At 65.2% G+C, this 18,896-nt stretch carries 14 protein-coding genes; 7 read left to right on the top strand and 7 right to left on the bottom strand.

The genetic code is table 11. The features are described from left to right. Nucleotides 1-2 precede the first annotated feature (2 nt). From ACQPYR_RS33595 to ACQPYR_RS33565, 7 genes are all read right to left on the bottom strand, one after another. On the bottom strand, nucleotides 3-3,665 hold the full coding sequence (locus tag ACQPYR_RS33595) for a phage tail protein (RefSeq protein WP_433622868.1): 3,663 nt from the start codon (nucleotides 3,663-3,665) through the stop codon (nucleotides 3-5). A 26-nt stretch (nucleotides 3,666-3,691) separates the two neighbouring features. Then, nucleotides 3,692-4,411, bottom strand: coding sequence for an eCIS core domain-containing protein (locus tag ACQPYR_RS33590; RefSeq protein WP_433622867.1), 720 nt, complete (start codon nucleotides 4,409-4,411; stop codon nucleotides 3,692-3,694). A gap of 6 nt (nucleotides 4,412-4,417) precedes the next feature. After that, nucleotides 4,418-6,511 carry a PASTA domain-containing protein gene (locus ACQPYR_RS33585; protein ID WP_433622866.1) on the bottom strand — a complete coding sequence of 698 codons (2,094 nt, stop codon included), beginning with the start codon at nucleotides 6,509-6,511 and terminating at the stop codon, nucleotides 4,418-4,420. Nucleotides 6,512-6,624: 113 nt separating this feature from the next. Continuing rightward, nucleotides 6,625-8,667, bottom strand: coding sequence for an ATP-binding protein (locus ACQPYR_RS33580; protein ID WP_433622865.1), 2,043 nt, complete (start codon nucleotides 8,665-8,667; stop codon nucleotides 6,625-6,627). Continuing rightward, complete coding sequence (locus tag ACQPYR_RS33575) at nucleotides 8,664-9,278, bottom strand: DUF4255 domain-containing protein (protein WP_433622864.1); 615 nt, start codon at nucleotides 9,276-9,278, stop codon at nucleotides 8,664-8,666. The genes ACQPYR_RS33580 and ACQPYR_RS33575 overlap by 4 nt, the downstream gene beginning before the upstream one ends. A gap of 13 nt (nucleotides 9,279-9,291) precedes the next feature. Continuing rightward, complete coding sequence (locus ACQPYR_RS33570) at nucleotides 9,292-9,906, bottom strand: response regulator transcription factor (RefSeq protein ID WP_433622863.1); 615 nt, start codon at nucleotides 9,904-9,906, stop codon at nucleotides 9,292-9,294. Between the two features lie 156 nt (nucleotides 9,907-10,062). Continuing rightward, nucleotides 10,063-10,773 (bottom strand): hypothetical protein, encoded by a 711-nt coding sequence (locus tag ACQPYR_RS33565; protein ID WP_433622862.1) that lies wholly within the window; start codon nucleotides 10,771-10,773, stop codon nucleotides 10,063-10,065. Between ACQPYR_RS33565 and ACQPYR_RS33560 the strand changes: the two genes are divergently transcribed. From ACQPYR_RS33560 to ACQPYR_RS33530, 7 genes are all read left to right on the top strand, one after another. Beyond that, nucleotides 10,766-12,241, top strand: a complete 1,476-nt coding sequence (locus tag ACQPYR_RS33560) for a peptidoglycan DD-metalloendopeptidase family protein (RefSeq protein WP_433622861.1) — start codon at nucleotides 10,766-10,768, stop codon at nucleotides 12,239-12,241. The genes ACQPYR_RS33565 and ACQPYR_RS33560 overlap by 8 nt on opposite strands. After that, a complete protein-coding gene (locus ACQPYR_RS33555; RefSeq protein ID WP_433622860.1) occupies nucleotides 12,238-12,747 on the top strand; it encodes a hypothetical protein in 510 nt (169 codons plus the stop codon). Before ACQPYR_RS33560 ends, ACQPYR_RS33555 begins: the two co-directional genes overlap by 4 nt. Nucleotides 12,748-12,757: 10 nt before the next feature. Beyond that, nucleotides 12,758-13,252 (top strand): hypothetical protein, encoded by a 495-nt coding sequence (locus ACQPYR_RS33550; RefSeq protein ID WP_433622859.1) that lies wholly within the window; start codon nucleotides 12,758-12,760, stop codon nucleotides 13,250-13,252. 141 nt (nucleotides 13,253-13,393) lie between these two features. After that, complete coding sequence (locus ACQPYR_RS33545; protein ID WP_433622858.1) at nucleotides 13,394-13,546, top strand: hypothetical protein; 153 nt, start codon at nucleotides 13,394-13,396, stop codon at nucleotides 13,544-13,546. A gap of 34 nt (nucleotides 13,547-13,580) precedes the next feature. Further along, entirely contained in the window at nucleotides 13,581-16,007 is a 2,427-nt protein-coding gene (locus ACQPYR_RS33540) for an FxsB family cyclophane-forming radical SAM/SPASM peptide maturase (RefSeq protein WP_433622857.1), read from the top strand. Continuing rightward, the gene (locus ACQPYR_RS33535) at nucleotides 15,994-17,154 is read left to right on the top strand and encodes an aKG-HExxH-type peptide beta-hydroxylase (RefSeq protein ID WP_433622856.1); all 1,161 of its coding nucleotides are present in this window, start codon (nucleotides 15,994-15,996) and stop codon (nucleotides 17,152-17,154) included. Before ACQPYR_RS33540 ends, ACQPYR_RS33535 begins: the two co-directional genes overlap by 14 nt. A gap of 115 nt (nucleotides 17,155-17,269) precedes the next feature. Then, complete coding sequence (locus ACQPYR_RS33530; protein WP_433622855.1) at nucleotides 17,270-18,511, top strand: cytochrome P450; 1,242 nt, start codon at nucleotides 17,270-17,272, stop codon at nucleotides 18,509-18,511. The last annotated feature ends 385 nt before the right edge of the window (nucleotides 18,512-18,896 follow it).

Below are 18,896 nucleotides of genomic sequence, written 5' to 3'. Positions count from 1 at the left end.
TGTCACTTGCCTGCCGCAGCTTTGACCTCCGACGCCAGCTTGGACAGCGCGTCGGCCGTGATCGCGACGTTCTCGAATTCGGCTCTTACGCCTTGTTCCGCGAGCCGTGCCGGGACAGTGACACCGGGCTTCACATCGCTGGGCAGGACGCCCACCGTGACTATCTGGTGCGGCGAGAATGCGACGACGGTATAGGACTTTTCGTCGATGGTCACGACGGCCGGGATATCGGATCCGGTCTTCATATCGACGTCCGGGCTGAACCGCTCCCGATTTCGTACCGCCTGGCCGGTAGTGGCCTCTCGGTACTTGGCAGCCATAAGGGATTCCAGCCTCGACTTGAATCTCGTGGTCACCTTGGCCTGCGCTGTCTCGTACGGCTCACCAGGGTAGTGCTGCACGATGAGGTCTTCGATGACTTCTTTTCGGAGGAAGTCCTTGTCGCTCATCTGGTGTTTGCCCTGCGGCGTGGTGGACATGCGGCTGTAGCGATCGTGCTCCTCCGCGAGCTTGTACTTCTGGCGCTCGCTCGACTTCGCCTCGTAGATCTTGTGAATCTTGACCACACGCCGGTCGTTCTCCATGCCGAGAGTTGCGAGAATCCCGTCGGTGAGAGATCGGCCGCCCATGCTGAGACGACGCCCCGCTATGAATTCCGGCTGCGGTCGTCCCGTGGCATCCTGCGCTGGTTTGCCCGGCTTCGACGGATGCGTCCTGGCTTTGGCGCGGGCCAGCATTCCCTCCATGATCGCGGACTTGATCAGATTGATGTTGGGCGCCTGGTCGAAGACATGGGTGATTTCAGCTCGGTCGAGTCCGCGTGCCTGCAGCTTTGTCGCAGGGGGCTTATCCCATTGGATACCCGTGCCCGCTTTGGCGGCCGTCACCCGCGTCGCGCGTTGTACCTCCGCGTGCACCGCCCAGTGATCGCCCTGCTGCACGGGCTCGACCACCTGTAATCCGTACCGCAGTCGCACGGCGCTCAGCAGTGGTCGCAGCACACTTTCGCCGACAGTCTTGCCGGAGAATCTGTTCGCGATCGACACCCCGGTCGCAAGTCCACCCTCGAGCCGCTTCTGCTTGCCCTCCGGACTGTCGTCGCCTCCGCGAAGTTTGGCCTTCACCTTGTCGGCGGTCCGTCCGGCCGCTTTCCCGAGTTTCGAATTCTTCAGCTTCCCAAGGAACTTCTTCCCGTACTTCACCGCGACGCCGATGAGCTTGTCGACCACCTGGCCGACTGGCTTCTGCACCGTCTCCAGGATCTTCTTGATCTTGTCGGCAATGCCGCCGAGGCCGAGGAGGCTGGCCAGGCCGCTGATCAGCATTGGGACGGTCTTGGCGAGGGTGCCTTCGATCAGGGCGGCGACTCTGCCGACGCCGCCGGAGGCGATCGATTCGACCGAATCCAGTACCGAGTCGACGAATTCCTCGAGGCGCTCGGCATTGTCCACGAACCACATGACCGCGTCGTAGATCATCTTGCAGGCCTTGACGAAGGCGGCCGCGGGGTTGAGCAGTGAGATCAGCCAGGTGATTCCGGCCGTGATCACCTTGCTGATCACGAATTCCCGGATCTGGCCCAGCACTTGCTCTTTGAGGTCGGTGATCTTCTGCGCGATCCACTTCCACAGTCCCGGAATGCCTTCGGTGACGATTGCCTTCACGAAATCGACAGCGCCCTCGATCTTCTGCATGGCGGGTTCGCCGACCACCTTGACGATGCGCGCGCGGATCGAGTTCCAGGTGAGACCGAGCAATGAAAGCAGCAGCGTAATAATGCCTTTGAGGTCGAACTTCGCCGGAATCTCGATGCCTGCCTCGGCGAGCGCGCCGAACAGCCAGCCCTGTAGGCCCTTCTTCAGGTGTGTTCCGATGTTCGACATGAAGTTGCTGATGCCGGCCTTGACCGCGTTGACGAAATTGCCGAGGAAGGCGATCGGATCCTTGATGATCTTCTCGACCGCGCCCGCTGCCCGCGCCAGCACGCCCAGGAGCATGTCCTTCAGTTTCTTGATCGTCTCGATCGCGCCGCCGACCGCATCGATCGTCTTGCCGACCAGCCCCTTGTTCTCGTCCTGAAGTTTCTTGATCTCCTCGTCGATTCCGTCGCGCGCCTCGCTGTAGCGGGTCGCCAGATCGTCGACCAGCGACTGCTGCTTGTCGTCGACGGATTTCTCCAGATCCGCGAATTGCGAACCGATTTCGTCGACGGCCCGGCTCGCGAGCTTCTGCAAATTCGCCGGTTGTTCGGCGACGAACTTCTGAACTTGCGTGCGCCCCTGCGCAATCCGTTCTTTGGCGCGGTTCAATTCGGTCCCGACCGTGTCGGCGATATCGTTGATGACCGCCGACATCTTGGACTCGTAGAGCTTCTTGGATTCCAGGAAGAGGTTGTTCGCCTCGGCGGGCATATCGAGGAGCAGATCCTTCACCCACAGTGTTGGTCCGAGCGGACCACCGTAGCGGCGCAGCTTGTACTGCCACATCCGCTCCTTGTGGTCGGCGGTGAAGGCCTCCTTGGCCTTGCGTTCGCCCTCCTCGAACTTCTGGGCCACCAAACCGTCCAGACCAGTGAGGATCTGCTCCACCTCGGTTTTGGTGGCGTCGAAGATCTTCTTGATCTCCCCGGTGATGCGTGCGCGTTCGGCTTCGTCCTTGGCTTTGGTGGCGTCCTTGCCCGATCCCGTGGCCCGCAGTGCGGAAGCCTTGGCCGAACCCATCGCGGCCAGACCGGTTTTCGCGCTCGCACCGGCCTGATCCTTGGCGGCGGCGAGGGTGGCGGCTTCCTGCCGGCGGAATTGCGCGGGCGCTGCGGCGTCGTGGGCCTGCAGCTCCTTTTTGGCATCGAGCGCGCCGGTGAATTCGGGCTCATTGGATTTGGCGAGCTGTTCGTCGGTCACCCCGGCATCGGCCATTTTCGCGTTGGTCTCGCAGCTGCCCGCGCCGAGCTGGACCTGTTCGGCGGGTGCGGGTTTCGGTGCGGCTGCCGCTGGATCGGGCGCGACGGGTTGGCGGGCCGGTGGCGCGGCGGGCATCGCGGTGACCGGTTTGTCTTCGGCGACGGTGGTATCCGGTGTCGCCTTGGTGGTGTCGGCGACGTTCTTCGCGGAGGCCTCCTTGCCCGCGCCGACCTTGCCGAGTACCTCGTTCTTGACCTGATCGGCCTTGCCGGAGGACGCGAATTTATCGGCCTCATCGAGATTTTTGGGCGCTTTGGCCACGATCGCGGCATTGACCGCGGCGATGAATCCGGCTTTGTCGAAGCCAGCCGGTTTCGCTGCTGCCATGGTCGCGGTGTGGGCTGCCTTGGCCTGTGCGTCTCTGTCGTCGGCCGGTGCGACGGCGGCGTCCTGGGCCGCCTTGACTTCCTTCGCCGGGGCCGGATGTGCTTTTGCCGCCGCCGATTCCGCCGCTACCCGATCGGTCGCCGCTGCGAACTTCGGATCCTGCTTCGGTGTCATCGGGGTCGGAGCCACGGTGGGCGGCAGACATGCCGACGCACCCTCGCCCGCGCTGAGTCGCTGAGCGAAAAGCGCTGCGACGGCGCCGTTGCCAGCGGTCGCCTGCAGCCGCTGCATCGCGTTCGCGGTGCCGACCGCACGCACCGGATTCGCCGGATTGTGCGGGGGCCGAGGCGGTTTCGATTTGCGGGCGGGCTCGGGCATGCTCTGCCTCCGATCGGATCACCGGCCTACGCCGACTCCTCTTCCTCTTGGCTCTCGGCGCGCTGGACATAGGTTTGCGCCGTCGGCTGCTCTTCCTCCTGCTCGGCGGGCGCTTCGGTCCGCTGGACCTCGGCTGATTCGTCGGCGCAGCGCTGCACCGCGGGCCCGGCCGCCACCGCTGGCGCGGACATCACGCGGTCGGCATTGGCTACGGCCTCCCGTTCGAATCGGTCCGACGGGTCGCTGACCTTCACGCCCCCACCGGCATCGGTGCCATCGACCGGGCCGCTGCGCTGCTGCACCACATGGGTGAGTTCATGGGCGAGGGTGTGCCGTCCGGCATCCGATGTCGGGGCGTAGGTGTCGCGCTGGAAGACGATATCGGAGCCCACCGTGTAGGCATGGGCATTCACGGATTTCGCCGACTGATGCGCGCGATCATCGGTATGCACACGCACATCGCCGAAATCCTGTCCGAAGCGGGATTCCATATCGGCGCGCACCTCGGGTTCGAGCGGGGCGCCGCCACCGGATCCGATGACACCGTGCACCGGCGACTGCTCCTCGAATAGCATTGTGGTACCCGCATTCCCGGCGGCGCGCTGCAATCCGAGCAGGCCGTTCGGGGTTACCGCGTCCAGCCGTCCCGACAGTGCCGCGCGCAGTTGCGCGGCGGTCGGGTCCTCGACCCGGCTCGACTTGGGGCGAACTGTTTCCTCGGCGGTCTCGTGGTCATGTGCTCGCATGATTCCTCACTTGGCGTGTCGATCCTTGTCGGCTGCGTTATCCGTCGCGGCGTCGGTGCGGGATTGCGGTGTGACGCAGACGTGGTCGTCCTGCACCGCCTCCCGCCACACATAGCCCTGGATGCAGGTATCCGGACCATAGGTGTGGTCGGTGGCACTGACCCGAGACGCGGCTTGGCTGTTCTCGGTTTTCGTGCGATTCGCGATCGTTTGGGCGACACATACGTGGTCGTCGGGTTTGGCGAGCCGGAAGACGAAGCCTGACTTGCACGGCGGTCCCTGCGAGACCGTCACGGTGACCACCGTGTCCTTGGCGACCTCGGTCTTCGCGGCGGGGTCGGTCGATATCACGGCACCATCGGCGATCTTGGTATCCGTCTGTTCGACCACCTTGGCCTTCAGCCCGGCCGCGGTCAGAGCCGAGAGCGCGTCCGCTCTCGGCTTCTTGGTCACATCAGGGACCGGGATGGGGGCTGGACCGGTCGAGACGGTGACGTTGACCGCGGATCCCTTGTCCACCTTGGATTTTGCGGCGGGATCGGTGGCGATGACCTTGCCCGCGGCAACGGCGGCGCTCGACTGTTCGGCGATGTCGGCGGTCAAACCGACGGCCTGGATCTTCTCGGTCGCGTCAGCTTTCGTCTTTCCGACCACATCGGGTACCTCGACCTGTTCTTTACCGCCGGTGCCACCTGGGCCGCCCGTACCGCCGGTCGTGGTCGGCGGAGCCATCGTGGTGGTCGGCGTGGGACCGGTCGACACCTCGAGAACGATCTTGCTGCCTGGTTGCTTCTTTTCCCCCGCCGCGGGACTGCTCGAAATCACCAACCCTTTGGCAATGGCCGGATTCGGCACTTCGATGGACCGCTCGACCTCGAATTGCCCCGCTTTCAACGCGGCCTCGGCATCGGCCTGCTTCAACCCCTCCACATTGGGCACCTCGATCAGGCATCCGCCGTCACACGGCCCGATCGACACGAACAGCTGGACCGGCTCACCGTGCTTCAACTCATATCCCGCAACCGGTTTGGAATCGATCACCTCGCCCAGCGGCACATTCGGATCGGCTCGTTGCACGATGACCGGCTTATAGCCCGCGTTCTCCAGGATCTGCTCGGCAGCGAGCTGGATCATGCCGGTGGTCCCCGGCACCGTGTCCTTGTGCTTGGGCACCAGCGCGACAACGGCCAACGTCAGCGCGAGCAGTACCACCACCGCGGTCGGCACCCACCACGGGAGGACGGGAACCTGATTCCGCACACCGTTCAGCCCGATCGGGGGAGCGCCGTCGGCCGGACTCACCTGAGCGGTGAAGGCATGAGATTCTGTGCGGCCGAACCACTTTCGCGATCCGCCCACCAATACCGGCGTCTCCGCGCTCGCCCCCGGCGCAAGGGTGGTGATGGCCTGCGGTGGTTCGAAGGTCAGCGCACCGGCCCGGTCGGCGAGCACCACCTGCACGCCCAGCGCAACATTGCCGAGATTCGTGGCGACCACGGTATGCCGCGCGGGTTTGCGCCCGCGACTGGATTCCGGTTGCAGTGCCGCCTTCAACTCGGTGAACGAGCCGATGGTCACCGTGCCGGAGACCTTGTCCTCGACCCTGGCATTCACCCGCGACCGCGCGCCGACCACGAACGGCGCGCGCCCGGCGCGCACCCCGGCATCGCGCGGTGGTGCGAACCGGAGCACCGCGGTGACCTTCGCATCCGGATATACGCTGAGCACAGCGGGTTCCAAATGTGCGAACGGTCGCAGCGGACCGGCGACGCCGAGTTCGAACTCCTCTACCCGGGTGCCGGTGTTGTGCACGGTCACCGTGCTGACCACGGCCGCGCCCGGATCGACGCTCAACTCGGTCGGGTCCATGGTCACCCGGACCCCGAAGCGCTGTGGATTCGACGGTGTCGCCGGACCGTTCGGTTGCCGGGGCGGCCCGGGGAAGACCCCGACCGTCTCGGCGCGCGTCGGGTTCGGCGGCTTTGCCGCCGGATCCGAGAACGCCGTCGTCGCCCAACCCAGGTACGTGCGGCACTGCGGATTCACGCAGAATTCGGCATTCTCGGAGTTGGGCTGCCCGCAGTTCGAACATTCGCGCACGGCCGATCTCCTTGTTGTCACGTGAGTCGAGTATGCGTGGCGGCGAGGCCGCCGACAGTCGACCGGCGTGACGGCGAAAGGGCAGCCAATACTGCCCGATCGGGCAATCCGCATCAGCGCAGTGCTTCGTGGTATTCGCCGAATTCTGTTGCCAGGGTGAGTCTTCCGAGCTTGCGGTACTCGCGGTGCACACCCGCGACGAGATCGGCGGTGCGCAGTTCTCTTCCGGCGTCGGCGGCCAGGTAGGCGGCGGTGACGACGGCCGAGCGGATATTGCCGCCGGACAATTCGAAACCGCGGGCGCAGAAATCCAGGTCGAGATCTGTGGCCCGGGGAATCCTGGTGCCGATGCAGCGCTCCCACAGGCTGCGCCGCGCGCTCTCGTCGGGCAGCGTGTAGTTCACTACGACATCCAGGCGACGGGTGAACGCGTCGTCCAGATTTGCCCGCAGATTCGTCGCGAGAATAGCGAGTCCGTCGAAGGATTCCATGCGCTGCAGCAGATAGGCGCTTTCGATATTCGCGTAGCGGTCGTGTGAGTCGCGGACCTCGGTGCGCCGGCCGAACAAGGCGTCCGCCTCGTCGAATAACAGCACCGCGTTCACACCCGCCGCCGCGACGAAGATTCGCTCCAGATTCTTCTCGGTCTCGCCGATGTACTTGTCGACGACCGTCGCGAGATTCACCGTGTAGAGGTCGAGCCCGAGATCCGCGGCGATCACCTCCGCCGACATCGTCTTACCGGTGCCGGAGTCGCCCGCGAACAGCGCCGTGACGCCGCGGCCACGTCCACCGCCCGGCCGCATCCGCCACTCGTCGAGCACCAGTGCGCGCTGCCTGGCGCGCAACGCCACCTCGCGCAGTTGGTCGAGCACCGGCGCGGGCAATACCAGATCCGGCCAGCCGACGCCGGGTTCGATCCGGCGGGCCAATCGTTCGAGGCCGGCGCCGTTCTGGGCGCGGGCGCCGCGACGTAGATCCGCCGCCGAGACCGGCCGCCCGGACAGTTCGGCGTACAGGGCGGCTGCGGCGGCTGCGCGCGCGACTTGTTCCGGGGTCAGCACGAATTGCATGGTCGCGGCCGCCGGGTCGAGTTCGTCGGGCAGTAGGTCATCAAGGGTGCTGCGCCACATGCGGGTGCGCTCCTCGGCATTCGGCGGCTCGATATCGAAGGTGAGCGGCTGCCGGGTCACCCATTCCGGGTCCCATACCGCCGTGCCGACCAGTACGACGCAGGTCGACGCCTCGGCGATCTGACGGATGGTTTCGGGTCGTTCGGTGAAAACATCGATACCGGCCGCGATCAGCACCGCTCCGGTCAGTCGTGCCTCCAGCACCGCGGCGGACAGTAGATCCGAATGTTCGGCGACTCGGCGCAGGTCGATGATCAGCGCGGCGCGGTCGTGGTGTCGCGCGGCTGCGACGGCGGCGGCGACGCCGCCCCCGCCGGGACGTTCCCGTAGATACAGCAGTGGCGCGCGGGTCCGCAGTGCCGCGACCAGTCGGGAATCCGCGGTGTCGGGGTACGGCGGTTCCGGCGAGATCGCCTGGCGCAGTTCGGGTTCGGGTGTGTTGTCACCCAAGAGGAATCCGACGACTCGGTCCGGTACACGCAGTGTCCTCGACAGCAGAGGGCGCTCCGCGTCGTCGACAGCGATCAGACCCCCGCCTACCAGCGCGCTGGTCGCGGCGAATCTGGCGCGCCCCTGCGCCGCTGCGGCGGGCACACCACACAGCGAAAGGGCAAGGCCCACAGTTGCTCTGCGGCGGGTCACGTCATCGTTGAGATAGCCGTACAGCCATTCGAATCTGGCGTCCACGTCCGGTATCAGTGCGACGAGCAGGATTTCGACATCGAGGGCATCGAGTCCGAACGCGTCGACCACCTGTGCGAGCCGCACATCCTTGCCATCGGCCCGCGCCGCAGCGGCCGCGGTATCGGCATCGATGCCGCCCTGTGCCTCCGGTTGATCCGGTCCAACCGGCTCGTGCTGGGTCCGCAGCAACCGATCGACCGCGTCATCGGAGAGATACAGACCGCGAAACGGGTCGTCCGGCTGCGGGTCGCCGACGCGGCGCTGCGCGACCGCCCGACGCACCCTCGCCTCGACAATTCCCAAGCGGGCCAATAGATATCGCAGACTCGACGCGCTCACCGCGACACCGCCTTACGTGGCGTGTCGACGGTCGCGCCGTCGCGGTCCTGCATACCGACCGTGACACCGTCGGTCGCGGGCGGCGCGGCAGGCAGCCGTCGGCCACCGTCCGCGGGTGCGGTGACGACGAGATCCAGCGACGGCTTCAGCTCCCCGCCGAGTGCCGACCACACGTCGGCGAAGGACCGATCCTCCGGCGGTGGCAAGGCGATATTCAATGCCACCGGCAAGCCGATATCGCCCAGCGTCCCGGTCAGCGAGGCAGGTGGAATCTGGTCGTGGCGTAGGAAACACGACAGCAGCGCCGACAGCAGTCGATGCTCGTCCTCGGGCCGCTGGGTCCATGCCGTGATCAAGTAGGAGAGTTTGAAATACCGTGGACCTTGGTGTCGGCTGACCACGACACCGCGGTCGTCGTACTCGTTGATCAGCCCGCGCTGGCGTCGTCGCAGGTCCTCGCGGATGTCGTAGAGAAACATATTGACCGTCGGCGAATTGCGCCGCGCGGCCCAGTCTTTGGTCGGCGCGTCGAACACCACATCGACCTCGTTCCGATCGACCGCATCGGCTCCGATCAGCGTCCGCAACGCCTCGTCCACCTCGACGAACATCGTCTCACCAGCCTTAGATCAGGCCCTGGCGCAGCGCGTAGGCCACGGCATGCGACCGGTTGCGCAACTGCAGGCGGCTGGTGATGTCGTGCAGCGCGTTTTTGATGGTGCGCTGCGAGTAGCAGAGTTTGGCGGCGATCTCGGCCGTGTCATCGCCCTCGGCGACCAGGCGCAGGATCTCGATCTCCCGCTGCGACAAGCCGGTCAGGCTGAGTCCGCGCGGATGCAGTACCTGGCGCTGCAACCGGCCGACCTGATCGAGCAGCCGGCCGAGCAGATCGGGCGGCACCGTGCCTTCGCCGCGCGCCGCGGCACATGCCGCGCGGGCCAGGCGTTCGGCCGAAGCGTCCTGTCGGCGCACCAGTCCCGCGATTCCGGCCTCGACCGCCGCGGCCAATCCGTGTTCGTCGAAATCGGATGCGACGAGTACCGGACGGCAGCTGCCGCGCTGCAGGCGCCGCAGCGTCTGCAGGGTGGATTCGTCGACGGTATCGGCGACGACCAGTGCGACAGCGGCACGTGTCGGATCGTCGGCGACCAGCACCTCCGTCCGTGATCGCAACTGGGCGATGAGACCGGCGCGCGAGATCGGGTCGCGCGCGTCGACATAGACCGCGGTTCTCTCCATCGGAGCACCTCTCGTGAGGACTGGGCTTCGAGTGCTCTCGATGCCTGGAACTCGAGCATCCGCGGACTTCTAACCGTGCACTCATCAAGAACTAAACGTGCAGGTCGTTGCCCATTCGGGCACCGTATTCGAGGGCATCGGCCCAGGTAGGGGCCGTTATTGTGCGCGGCGCTCACGACCGAGGCGGCTGCGTGGTGGCGGATCGGGCAGGTGCGATGCGGCGGGCGCGCGGCCACGCTGTTGTCCATTCCGCATTCGAGCGCGTGGGGACACCTGAATGGGATCGACTCGTAATAACCGTGAACCGCATCGTCGGCTGGCGACCGGGCTGCTTTTTGTGGCGATGGTCGTCGTGATGGCGGCGGGTGGTCTGCTGTCCGGGAATCGGATCGGGTACGCGGGTGCCGCGCCGGTCTCCACGTCACCCGCTCCGGCTCCGGTCAACACGTCACCCGCTCCGGCTCCGGTCACCGTGGTAACCGGAACCACTGTGCCGCCGGTGGTTTCGTCATCTGCTCGGGTCGAGCCGACGACCATGACGACTACTACATCGGCCGTACCGTTGCGAACGTCGGTTGCCGCCACGACGGTGATTTCGTCCGGGACCGCGACGAGCACTGGGCCGACGACAGGTACCGGGCCGACGACAACTACCACGACATGCCCGAGCACGACAGGACCGACCACCGCGACCGGTCGACCCTGCGATACCAAAGTATCGGCGTGCCCAACCGTAACGACAACGGCAACCGCCTCCGCGGTTCCGTGCGTGGACACCAAATCCAGTGTCTCCTCGACGAATTCAACTGTCGCGGCCACGACGACGTCGACAACGACGAGCGCAACCACCGACCGTCCGGTGGTCATTACCAATGACGCGCAGATCCCGCCACCGCCGCGCAATCAGCCCGCCCCCGAACGCACGGTCCCCGACGATCTCTCGCAGTCGTCGCCGTGCGCGGTGATCACCGGCCCGATGGCCAAGGGGCAGTATACGGTTTCGTCGCCGTTCGGTCAGCGCGGCGGTGAATTCCACCGCGGCATCGATCTCGCGGCGCGGGAGGGCACCCCGATCTACGCGGCGCTGGACGGAAAGGTGTCGGCGGCCGGGCCGGCGACCGGATTCGGCAACTGGATCGTCATCGACTCGACGACATCCACCGGTCAGGTCTCGACCGTCTACGGACACATGTATGACAACGGTCTGCACGTCAGAACCGGTGACATCGTGAAGGCGGGCCAGCACATCGCCGATGTCGGCAGCAATGGCCAATCCTCCGGCGCCCATTTGCATTTCGAGCTGTGGCAGGGTCTGCGGTTGGGCAGCGGTAAGGCCGTCGATCCCGCGCCGATGCTGGAGCAGGCCGCGCCGGCGGCGTCGCAGTCGGCGCTGAAGATCGCGCATGCGATCGCCGACTGTGCCGTGCGTCCGGGGACGGGCCTCGCGCCGGGCAAGGTGCCGCAGGAATTCGTGCCGTGGCTGGTCAAAGGTGCCGCCGAATGTCCGAACAGCGGTATCACCGCGCCGCTGCTGGCGGGACAACTCAAAGCGGAGAACAACTTCAACTACGGTGCGAATGCTCCGGTGTCGTCGACCGGTGCCAGGGGCCCGGCGCAGTTCATGCCCGGCACCTGGGAGACCTGGAAGGTCGACGCCGACAACAACGGTGTCGCCGATATCAACAGCATTGCCGATTCCGTTGTGGCACAGGCACATTTCATGTGCAAGAACTGGAAGGACACCTCGGCCGGGGTGAACAGCGGTTCGTTGCGGGGCGATGCGGTCGATCTCGCGTTGGCCGCGTACAACGCGGGCTTCGGGGCGGTCCAAGCCGCGGGCGGCATGCCCTCTGGCGGTGATTACACCACGCAGACCCGGCCTTATGTGCGCACCATCAGGGATCTCGAACGCCAATTCGCCTCGACCGACTTCAGTGCGACGCCGGATCAGCAGTCCGATCGAACGGCCAAGGCAGCACAGGCGGCCAAGGAGTATCTCGGCACGAAATACGCCTGGGGCGGCGGAAATACCAAGGGCCCCACGCTCGGTGGTTTCGACTCACCCGGTTTGGCGAGCTACGTGACCTACGTCGCGACCAGTGGCGGCACCACGCTGCCACGTACCGTCCAGCAACACTGGGCGCAGGGTCGTGAGATAGCCGCCGATCAGGCCAAACCTGGCGATCTCGTATTCAGCGAATGGAATTCGAACGGAACACCGCGCCACGTCGGCATTGCGATCGGCGACGGCCGGATGGTGCACGCGTCGAGCACCGACGGCACGGTTGTCGAGGCAGCCATTGCCGCCGATGCCAAGGTACGGAGCATGTCATGAGCATTCGCCGAATCGTGTCGGCCCTGCTGTTCGCGGCCTTCGGTATCGCGTCGATCAGCGGCTGCGGTTCGACGGTGCGCGGTCTCGCACTGCCGGCCCCGCTCGGTGCCGCCGCCACTGCTGATCCGAATATCGTTCTGCACGACGGCTTCTCGACGATGTTCGGTTGGCGGCCGCAGAGCGACAACTCACCCGACGACGCTTATGCCCGCGCCCGTCCGTACCTCACCGACCAACTCGGCGCCCGCGCCCGCGAGACCACCTCCGGCGGCTCGAAGACCCAGTGGAAGGCATGGGCGGACGCCAAGGCGAAGGTCGAGGTCACCGTGCAGGTCACGACCGACGAACATCCCGCGGATCAACTCGCCCGCATCGATCGCGTGGTGCTGATCGGCCAGACGATCACCGACGCCGCGGCGAAACCGATCGAGAACATCGAAATCACGGTCTGGGCAACCGTCGTGCAGACCGAACAAGGCTGGCGCATCCACGCCATGCACTTCTGAGGAGGTTGCCATGTCCAAACTGCGGTACGCATTCATCCTACTCGCGTCGCTCGCAGCGGCACTGTGCGTCGCGTGTTCCTCGACGCCGTCCGGCAGCGATGACAAACCCGCCGACAACGCGGCGATCGAGACGATCACCTCCGGTCTGCGGACCATGTTCACCTGGCACCCGGGAACCGATACCAGCAGGCTCGACGCATTCCGGCGCGCAGCGCCCTGGCTCACCGACAAATTCGCGGCGACCTCGACGACGACGTCCGAACGGGGGCCGGGGGTGCAGTGGGACCAGTGGGCGCGTGCGCGTTCCACCGTGGAGGCCACGGTGCTGATCCTGGGTACCGAGCACGGTGCCGATACCGATCAGCGGATCGATCGGCTGGCGATGATCACCCAGGATGTCAAAGCGCCCGACGGCACCGTTGTCGACAGCATCGATCTCACCGCCAAGGTGACCCTGCAGCGCTCCGGCCGGGACTGGCGCATCGATTCGGTCGAATTCGTCTGAGCGGTTCAAGCGGGCGGAGGACGCGGGAACAGTCCCTCTCACCCATGACCAGACTCCCAAAGTTGGGAAACTGGGCGCGACCGGTGGTGCGTAGCATTCATCAAGAGCGCCAAAGGGTTTCGCTCGTTAGGAGAACGAATCATGAAGTCGAATAATCGCGCCGTGGTGTCCGCTGTGAACGATCTGCGTGGCACTCCGCTCGGGCAGCTTTCGGGGCAGAGCTTGACCGATCTGCTCGCGAATCTGGCCAACTCCTCAACCACCGGTATTTCGTTCAGCTCCGCTCTGATCTGATCCGAAATACCGCTTCGGCATACCGGCTATCTCCGTGAACCGTAAACCGCTTCCCTTTCGTCAGTTTGTGATCAAGGTGCATAGCCGGTGCGATTTGGCGTGCAATCACTGCTATATGTATGAGCACGTCGACCAATCCTGGCGTGGCCGTCCGATGGGGCTTGCCCCGGAGACGGCCACCCGGATTGCGTTCCGCATCGCCGAACATGCGGTGGCCCATGCGCTACCCGAGGTCGCCATCGTGCTGCACGGCGGCGAACCACTGCTGCTCGGCGTAGATCGGACCAGGGAATTCCTGGTCGCGCTGCACGCGGCCATCGCCCCGGTGGCCCGCCTGAATCTGCACATCCATACCAACGCGATTCTGCTCAGCGCGGCGTACCTCGACTTGTTCGCCGAATACAATGTGCGAGTTGGTGTTTCGCTCGACGGCGATCGCACTGCCAACGACCGGCATCGGCTGTACCGCAACGGCCGCAGCAGTTATGACCAGGTGATCACGAGCCTCGACCTGTTGCGCAAGCCGCAGTACCGCCCGCTGTATTCCGGCCTGCTGTGCACGGTGGATATCGCCAACGACCCGATCGCTGTCTATCACGGGCTGCTGGAGCAGGCGCCGCCGCGCATGGATCTGCTACTGCCGCACTCGAATTGGGAGCATCAGCCGCCGGGCTTGCGAATACCGCGCGACCCGGACAATCCGGAACAGGGTGGCGGCGAGTATGCGCAATGGCTCATCGCCATATTCGACGCGTGGAATGCCGACGGCCGACCGGTACCGTTGCGCACCTTCGAATCGGTGGTAGCGGCCATGTACGGCCGTCCGAGCACCGCGGAGGCAATCGGACTCGATCCGGTGGACCTGTTGGTTATCGAAACCGATGGCACGCTCGAGCAGGTCGACTCGCTCAAGACCGCCTTCGAAGGCGCGGCGGCCACTGGACTGAATGTATGGGACAACAGTCTCGACGAGGCTGCGATGCTGCCCGGAATCACCGTGCGTCGCGACGGCATCGACGGCGTCAGCGCCACCTGCCGGTCCTGTGACGTGGTTCAGGTCTGCGGCGGTGGGTTCTACCCGCACCGATACCGTCCGGGCACCGAGTTCGACAATCCCTCCGTCTATTGCGCCGATCTGAAGGAGATGATCGCTCACGTGGCCGAGTCCGAAGCCGCAGCGGGTAGAGGCGGTGCGCAGACCTCCGCCCATGCCGCCGCAGCAGCAGCGCACAGCCTGTCCGATGACGAATTCGACCAACTGGCAGCCGGTTTCGGTGATGCGGCCACGGTGAGCTGGCTAGCACAGGCGCAGTCGTCGCTACAGCGCGAATTATTGGCCGCCATCGGCCGATTCGGGCCGCAGAGTGACGAAAGATTCACGGCCGCATGGGATGTGCTCGTCTCCCTGGATGCGTCGGCGCCCGATGCGGTGGCGACGGTGCTGGCGCATCCGTACACCCGGGTGTGGGCCATCGCCCTGCTGGAGGGTGTGAGCAAGGGCGAGATGGTGCCCGAGGATGTCTATCACCTGCAAGCGGTCGCCGCGAGTGCGGCGCTGCACGCGGGCAAGGATCTACGGTTGCCGGTGCCGGTGCGCGACGGTGTTGCGCCGCTGCCTACTTTCGGTGCGCTGAAAGCCGATGGGGAAGAACAGGTTTGGATCGATGCCGGCGCGGCCGAGAAGCTGGATCTGGTACATCCATTGCGCCTGCTGACGGCGACCGACCTGACCGTTGCGCTGGAGGACACCGACCCCTACCGCATCGGTCACAGCTATGCGGCCGACCGGCTCAGCGATGCCGAGGCGCAGCGGTGGCAGCGCGCCTTCGCCGCGGGCATCGACTTCATCGACGCACATCTGCCCGTGTACGCGCCTGGGCTGCGCGCCGGCTTGCGCACGGTCATGCCGATGGAGCCGGACGAGAACTACGACCGAAGTGCCTCTATGCGACTGGCTTTCGGCGCCGTCGGCATCGGGTTGCGACGAGCGCTGGTATCGGCCGCGCTGCCGCTGATCCACGAATTCCAGCACGTGAAGATGGGCGCCATTCTCGACATGTTCGAATTGTTCGACCGCTCCGATACGGCGCTGCGGTATTACGCACCGTGGCGGCCGGACCCGCGTCCGATCGAGGGGCTGTTGCAGGGCACCTACGCGCATATCGGCGTGACCGATTTCTGGCGGGTGCATCGCATCCGGGCCGAGGGGGCGCAGCGCCAGGAATCGGAACGGGAATTCGTGCGGTGGCGCATGATGACCGCGGAGGCGATTCGCCAACTCCAGGCATCCGGATCACTGACCCCGCTGGGGGTTCGGTTCGTTGCGGGCATGAGTGCGACGGTGCAGCCGTGGCTCGCCGAGCCGGTCGATCCCACCGCGGAAAGTGCCGCGGTCCGCGCCGCGGAAGTGCACCGCGCCACATTCGACGAACGTATGAAGGTGAGCCGTGACCTCAGTTGAATCCGCACATAGTCTGTCGGAGGATCAATTCGCGCAGCTGGCAGCGGGTTTCGGCGATGCGGCGACGGTGCGTTGGCTGGTACAGGCGCAGGCGTCGGTGCAACGTGAATTATTGGCGGCAGTAGGCAGATTCGGCCCGCACGACGATGCGCGCTTCGCCGCCGCGTGGGATGTGCTGGTGGGTTTGGACGCATCGGCCCCGGACGCGGTGGCGGCGGTGCTCGCGCATCCCTACACCCGGGTGTGGGCCACCGCACTGCTCGAAAACATCAGTCGCGCAGAGTTTGTCGCCGCGGATGTGCACCACTTGGAGGCGGTCGCGGCCAGCGCCGCGCTGCTGGCAGGCGCGGATCTGCGACTGCCGGTGCCGGTGCGCGACGGTATGGCGCCGTTGCCGATGTTCGGTGCGTTGCGGGCCGCGCAGCGCGTGTGGATCGATACCGGCAAGGGTGAGGTCGCGCTGGCCGAGCCGGTGCGCAAGCTGACCTACGGCGAGCTGACCGTGACGCTGGAGGACACCGATCCCTATCGAGGGCTGCCCTATCACGGCAGCGAAATTCACCCGACCGAGCGGTTGAGCGATGTCGAGGCCGAGCACTGGCAGCAGGTCCTCGTGGGCGCTCTCGAATTCCTCGAAGAACATCTGCCTGCGTATATGCCCGGCCTGCGTGCAGGTCTGCGGACGATACTGCCGCTGCGACCGGATGGTCCGACGAACCGAAGTGCGTCGGCCAGACTGGCATTCGGCGCGGTGGGTATCGCGGCCCGGCACCTGGATCCGCAATCACTCGCCGAACTGCTGGTGCACGAATTCCAGCATGTGAAGCTCGGCGCGATGATGGATGCCTTCGAACTGTACGACCGCGCCGATATCGAACCGCGCTACCACCCACCGTGCTTTTCGCATCCACGCCCGATCGAAGGCCTACTGCACAGCACCTACGCCCACCTCGCCATCACCGACTTCTGGCGAGTCCAGCGCACCATCGCGACCGGATCCGAGGCCGAGGCCGCCGAGCGTCGCTTCGCCGAGGTCCGGACGCTTACCGCCGAAGGCATAGCGCAGCTGGAGGCCGCCGAATCACTCACCTCCCTGGGCGACACCGTCGTCGACGCCATGCGGCGCAGGATCACCGACGCATCGTGATCGTCTGACCAGCCCGCGGCGGCCACGGGTGGGGGTTATCGCTGTTCGGGGTGCGAGGGGTGGGGTGGGTGCTTACGCTCACGGGGCTTGTTTGTTCGAATCCTGGAGTTTTTCGATGACGATGCCGCCTTCGGCGCACAGCCGTGCACCGTTCACTTCGCCGATCGGCACAGATGGGCCGCGGGTGGCCTTGTATACGCCGGAATTCGCGGCGGATCCGCATCGGGCGTATCGGGACATGCGGGAGCGGTACGGGGCACTGGTTCCGGTGGATCTGGCGCCTGGGGTGCCCGCCACATTGGTGGTCGGCTATTACTCTGCGTTGCAGATCCTCAATGATCCGGATCATTTTCCGGCCGATCCGCGCACCTGGCAGCAGAGTGTGGCCGCGGACTGCCCGGTGCTGCCGATGATGCAGTGGCGACCGAATGCCCTGCGCAATGCTGGTGAAGCGCACGCCAGGTATCGGCAGACAAATGTCGCGGGCCTGGAGAAGGTCGATCAGTACCACCTGCACGATACGGTGGCGAAACTCGCTGTTCCGCTGATCAATTCGTTCTGCGGCGACGGGTCGGCCGACCTGGTGCGCCAGTACGCGTTTCCGCTCTCCTTCACGGTGCTCAACGCCATGCTCGGGTGCCCGGACGATATCGCGCAGCAGGCCGCGACCGGTATGGCCGCGATCTTCGAGGGGATCGATGCCGAGCACGGCAATCAGTTGCTCGTCGGGGCGATGCTGGAATTGACTCAGCTCAAGCGCGTCGAGCCCGGCGACGACATCACCACCCGAATGCTGCGGCATCCGGCGGCGCTGAGCGATACCGAGATGGTGCACCAGTTGGGCACGCTGTACGGCGCGGGCATCGAACCGCAGCAGAATCTGATCGTCAATGCCCTGCTGCTGATTCTCACCGACGAGCGGTTCGGTGGCAGCGTGCTCGGCGGGACCATGTCGACCAGGGACGCGCTCGACGAGGTGTTGTTCAACAATCCGCCGATGGCGAATTTCTGCATCACATTTCCGCGCCAGCCGATCCTGATCGACGATGTCTGGCTACCCGCCCACCAGCCGGTCGTCATCAGCATCGCCGCCTGCAATACCGATCCGGCGATCGTCGCGAATCAGTACGCGGGCAATCGCTCCCATCTGGCCTGGGGCGCCGGACCACACGTATGTCCTGCGAATTCGATGGCCTACATGATCGCCCAGGACGCCATCGACCAACTACTCGACGCGCTCCCCGAGGTCCGCCTCGCCGTGCCTGCGGACGAACTGATCTGGCGACCGGGACCGTTCCACCGGGCCCTCACCGCACTTCCGACCGCCTTCCCGAAATCCCCGCCGCTGTTGTCCTAGGAATCTGCAGAATAAGTTCTTTTGGCTTCCGTCGTGCGGCTATACCCGATAATTATCGGTCGTAATTCTTTCAAGTAAATCCATAGCTACTCGCTCGGCGGCCTCATCAGAATTGTGGCGGTTGTCGTGCAAATGTATTCAGTGGCCGGCTCTCGACAGCAGTCACCGAGCGTGCCGGCGACATCGCGTACGACAAGCTCGATGTAGCCTCAATCGTGGCCAGGACCTGTGTCAACCGCTGTATCGGCGGTAGCTGGCGCCGAACATGAACAGCTTTTGACGGCGTGGTTACCTTCCTGCGATCCGGGATCGCTGGAAGGTGTAAATTTTGTGTCAATTCCATCGAAATCACAGATTTTCCATCAGAATTTGCGACTGATAGAAA

This window comes from Nocardia sp. CA-120079, from assembly GCF_050955745.1.
Classification (GTDB): Bacteria; Actinomycetota; Actinomycetes; order Mycobacteriales; family Mycobacteriaceae; genus Nocardia.
Note: the sequence above shows the minus strand (reverse complement) of the source record. Positions and strands in the feature narration are given on the sequence as shown.

Bases quoted from the DNA above. Each gene is read 5' to 3' on its own strand.
- ACQPYR_RS33545 (WP_433622858.1), top strand. From the start codon at position 13,394: ATGAAGTCGAATAATCGCGCCGTGGTGTCCGCTGTGAACGATCTGCGT.
- ACQPYR_RS33570 (WP_433622863.1), bottom strand. From the start codon at position 9,906: ATGGAGAGAACCGCGGTCTATGTCGACGCGCGCGACCCGATCTCGCGC.
- ACQPYR_RS33590 (WP_433622867.1), bottom strand. From the start codon at position 4,411: ATGCGAGCACATGACCACGAGACCGCCGAGGAAACAGTTCGCCCCAAG.
- ACQPYR_RS33550 (WP_433622859.1), top strand. From the start codon at position 12,758: ATGTCCAAACTGCGGTACGCATTCATCCTACTCGCGTCGCTCGCAGCG.
- ACQPYR_RS33555 (WP_433622860.1), top strand. From the start codon at position 12,238: ATGAGCATTCGCCGAATCGTGTCGGCCCTGCTGTTCGCGGCCTTCGGT.
- ACQPYR_RS33575 (WP_433622864.1), bottom strand. From the start codon at position 9,278: ATGTTCGTCGAGGTGGACGAGGCGTTGCGGACGCTGATCGGAGCCGAT.
- ACQPYR_RS33565 (WP_433622862.1), bottom strand. From the start codon at position 10,773: ATGACCACCGGACGGTCGGTGGTTGCGCTCGTCGTTGTCGACGTCGTC.
- ACQPYR_RS33530 (WP_433622855.1), top strand. From the start codon at position 17,270: ATGACGATGCCGCCTTCGGCGCACAGCCGTGCACCGTTCACTTCGCCG.
- ACQPYR_RS33595 (WP_433622868.1), bottom strand. From the start codon at position 3,665: ATGCCCGAGCCCGCCCGCAAATCGAAACCGCCTCGGCCCCCGCACAAT.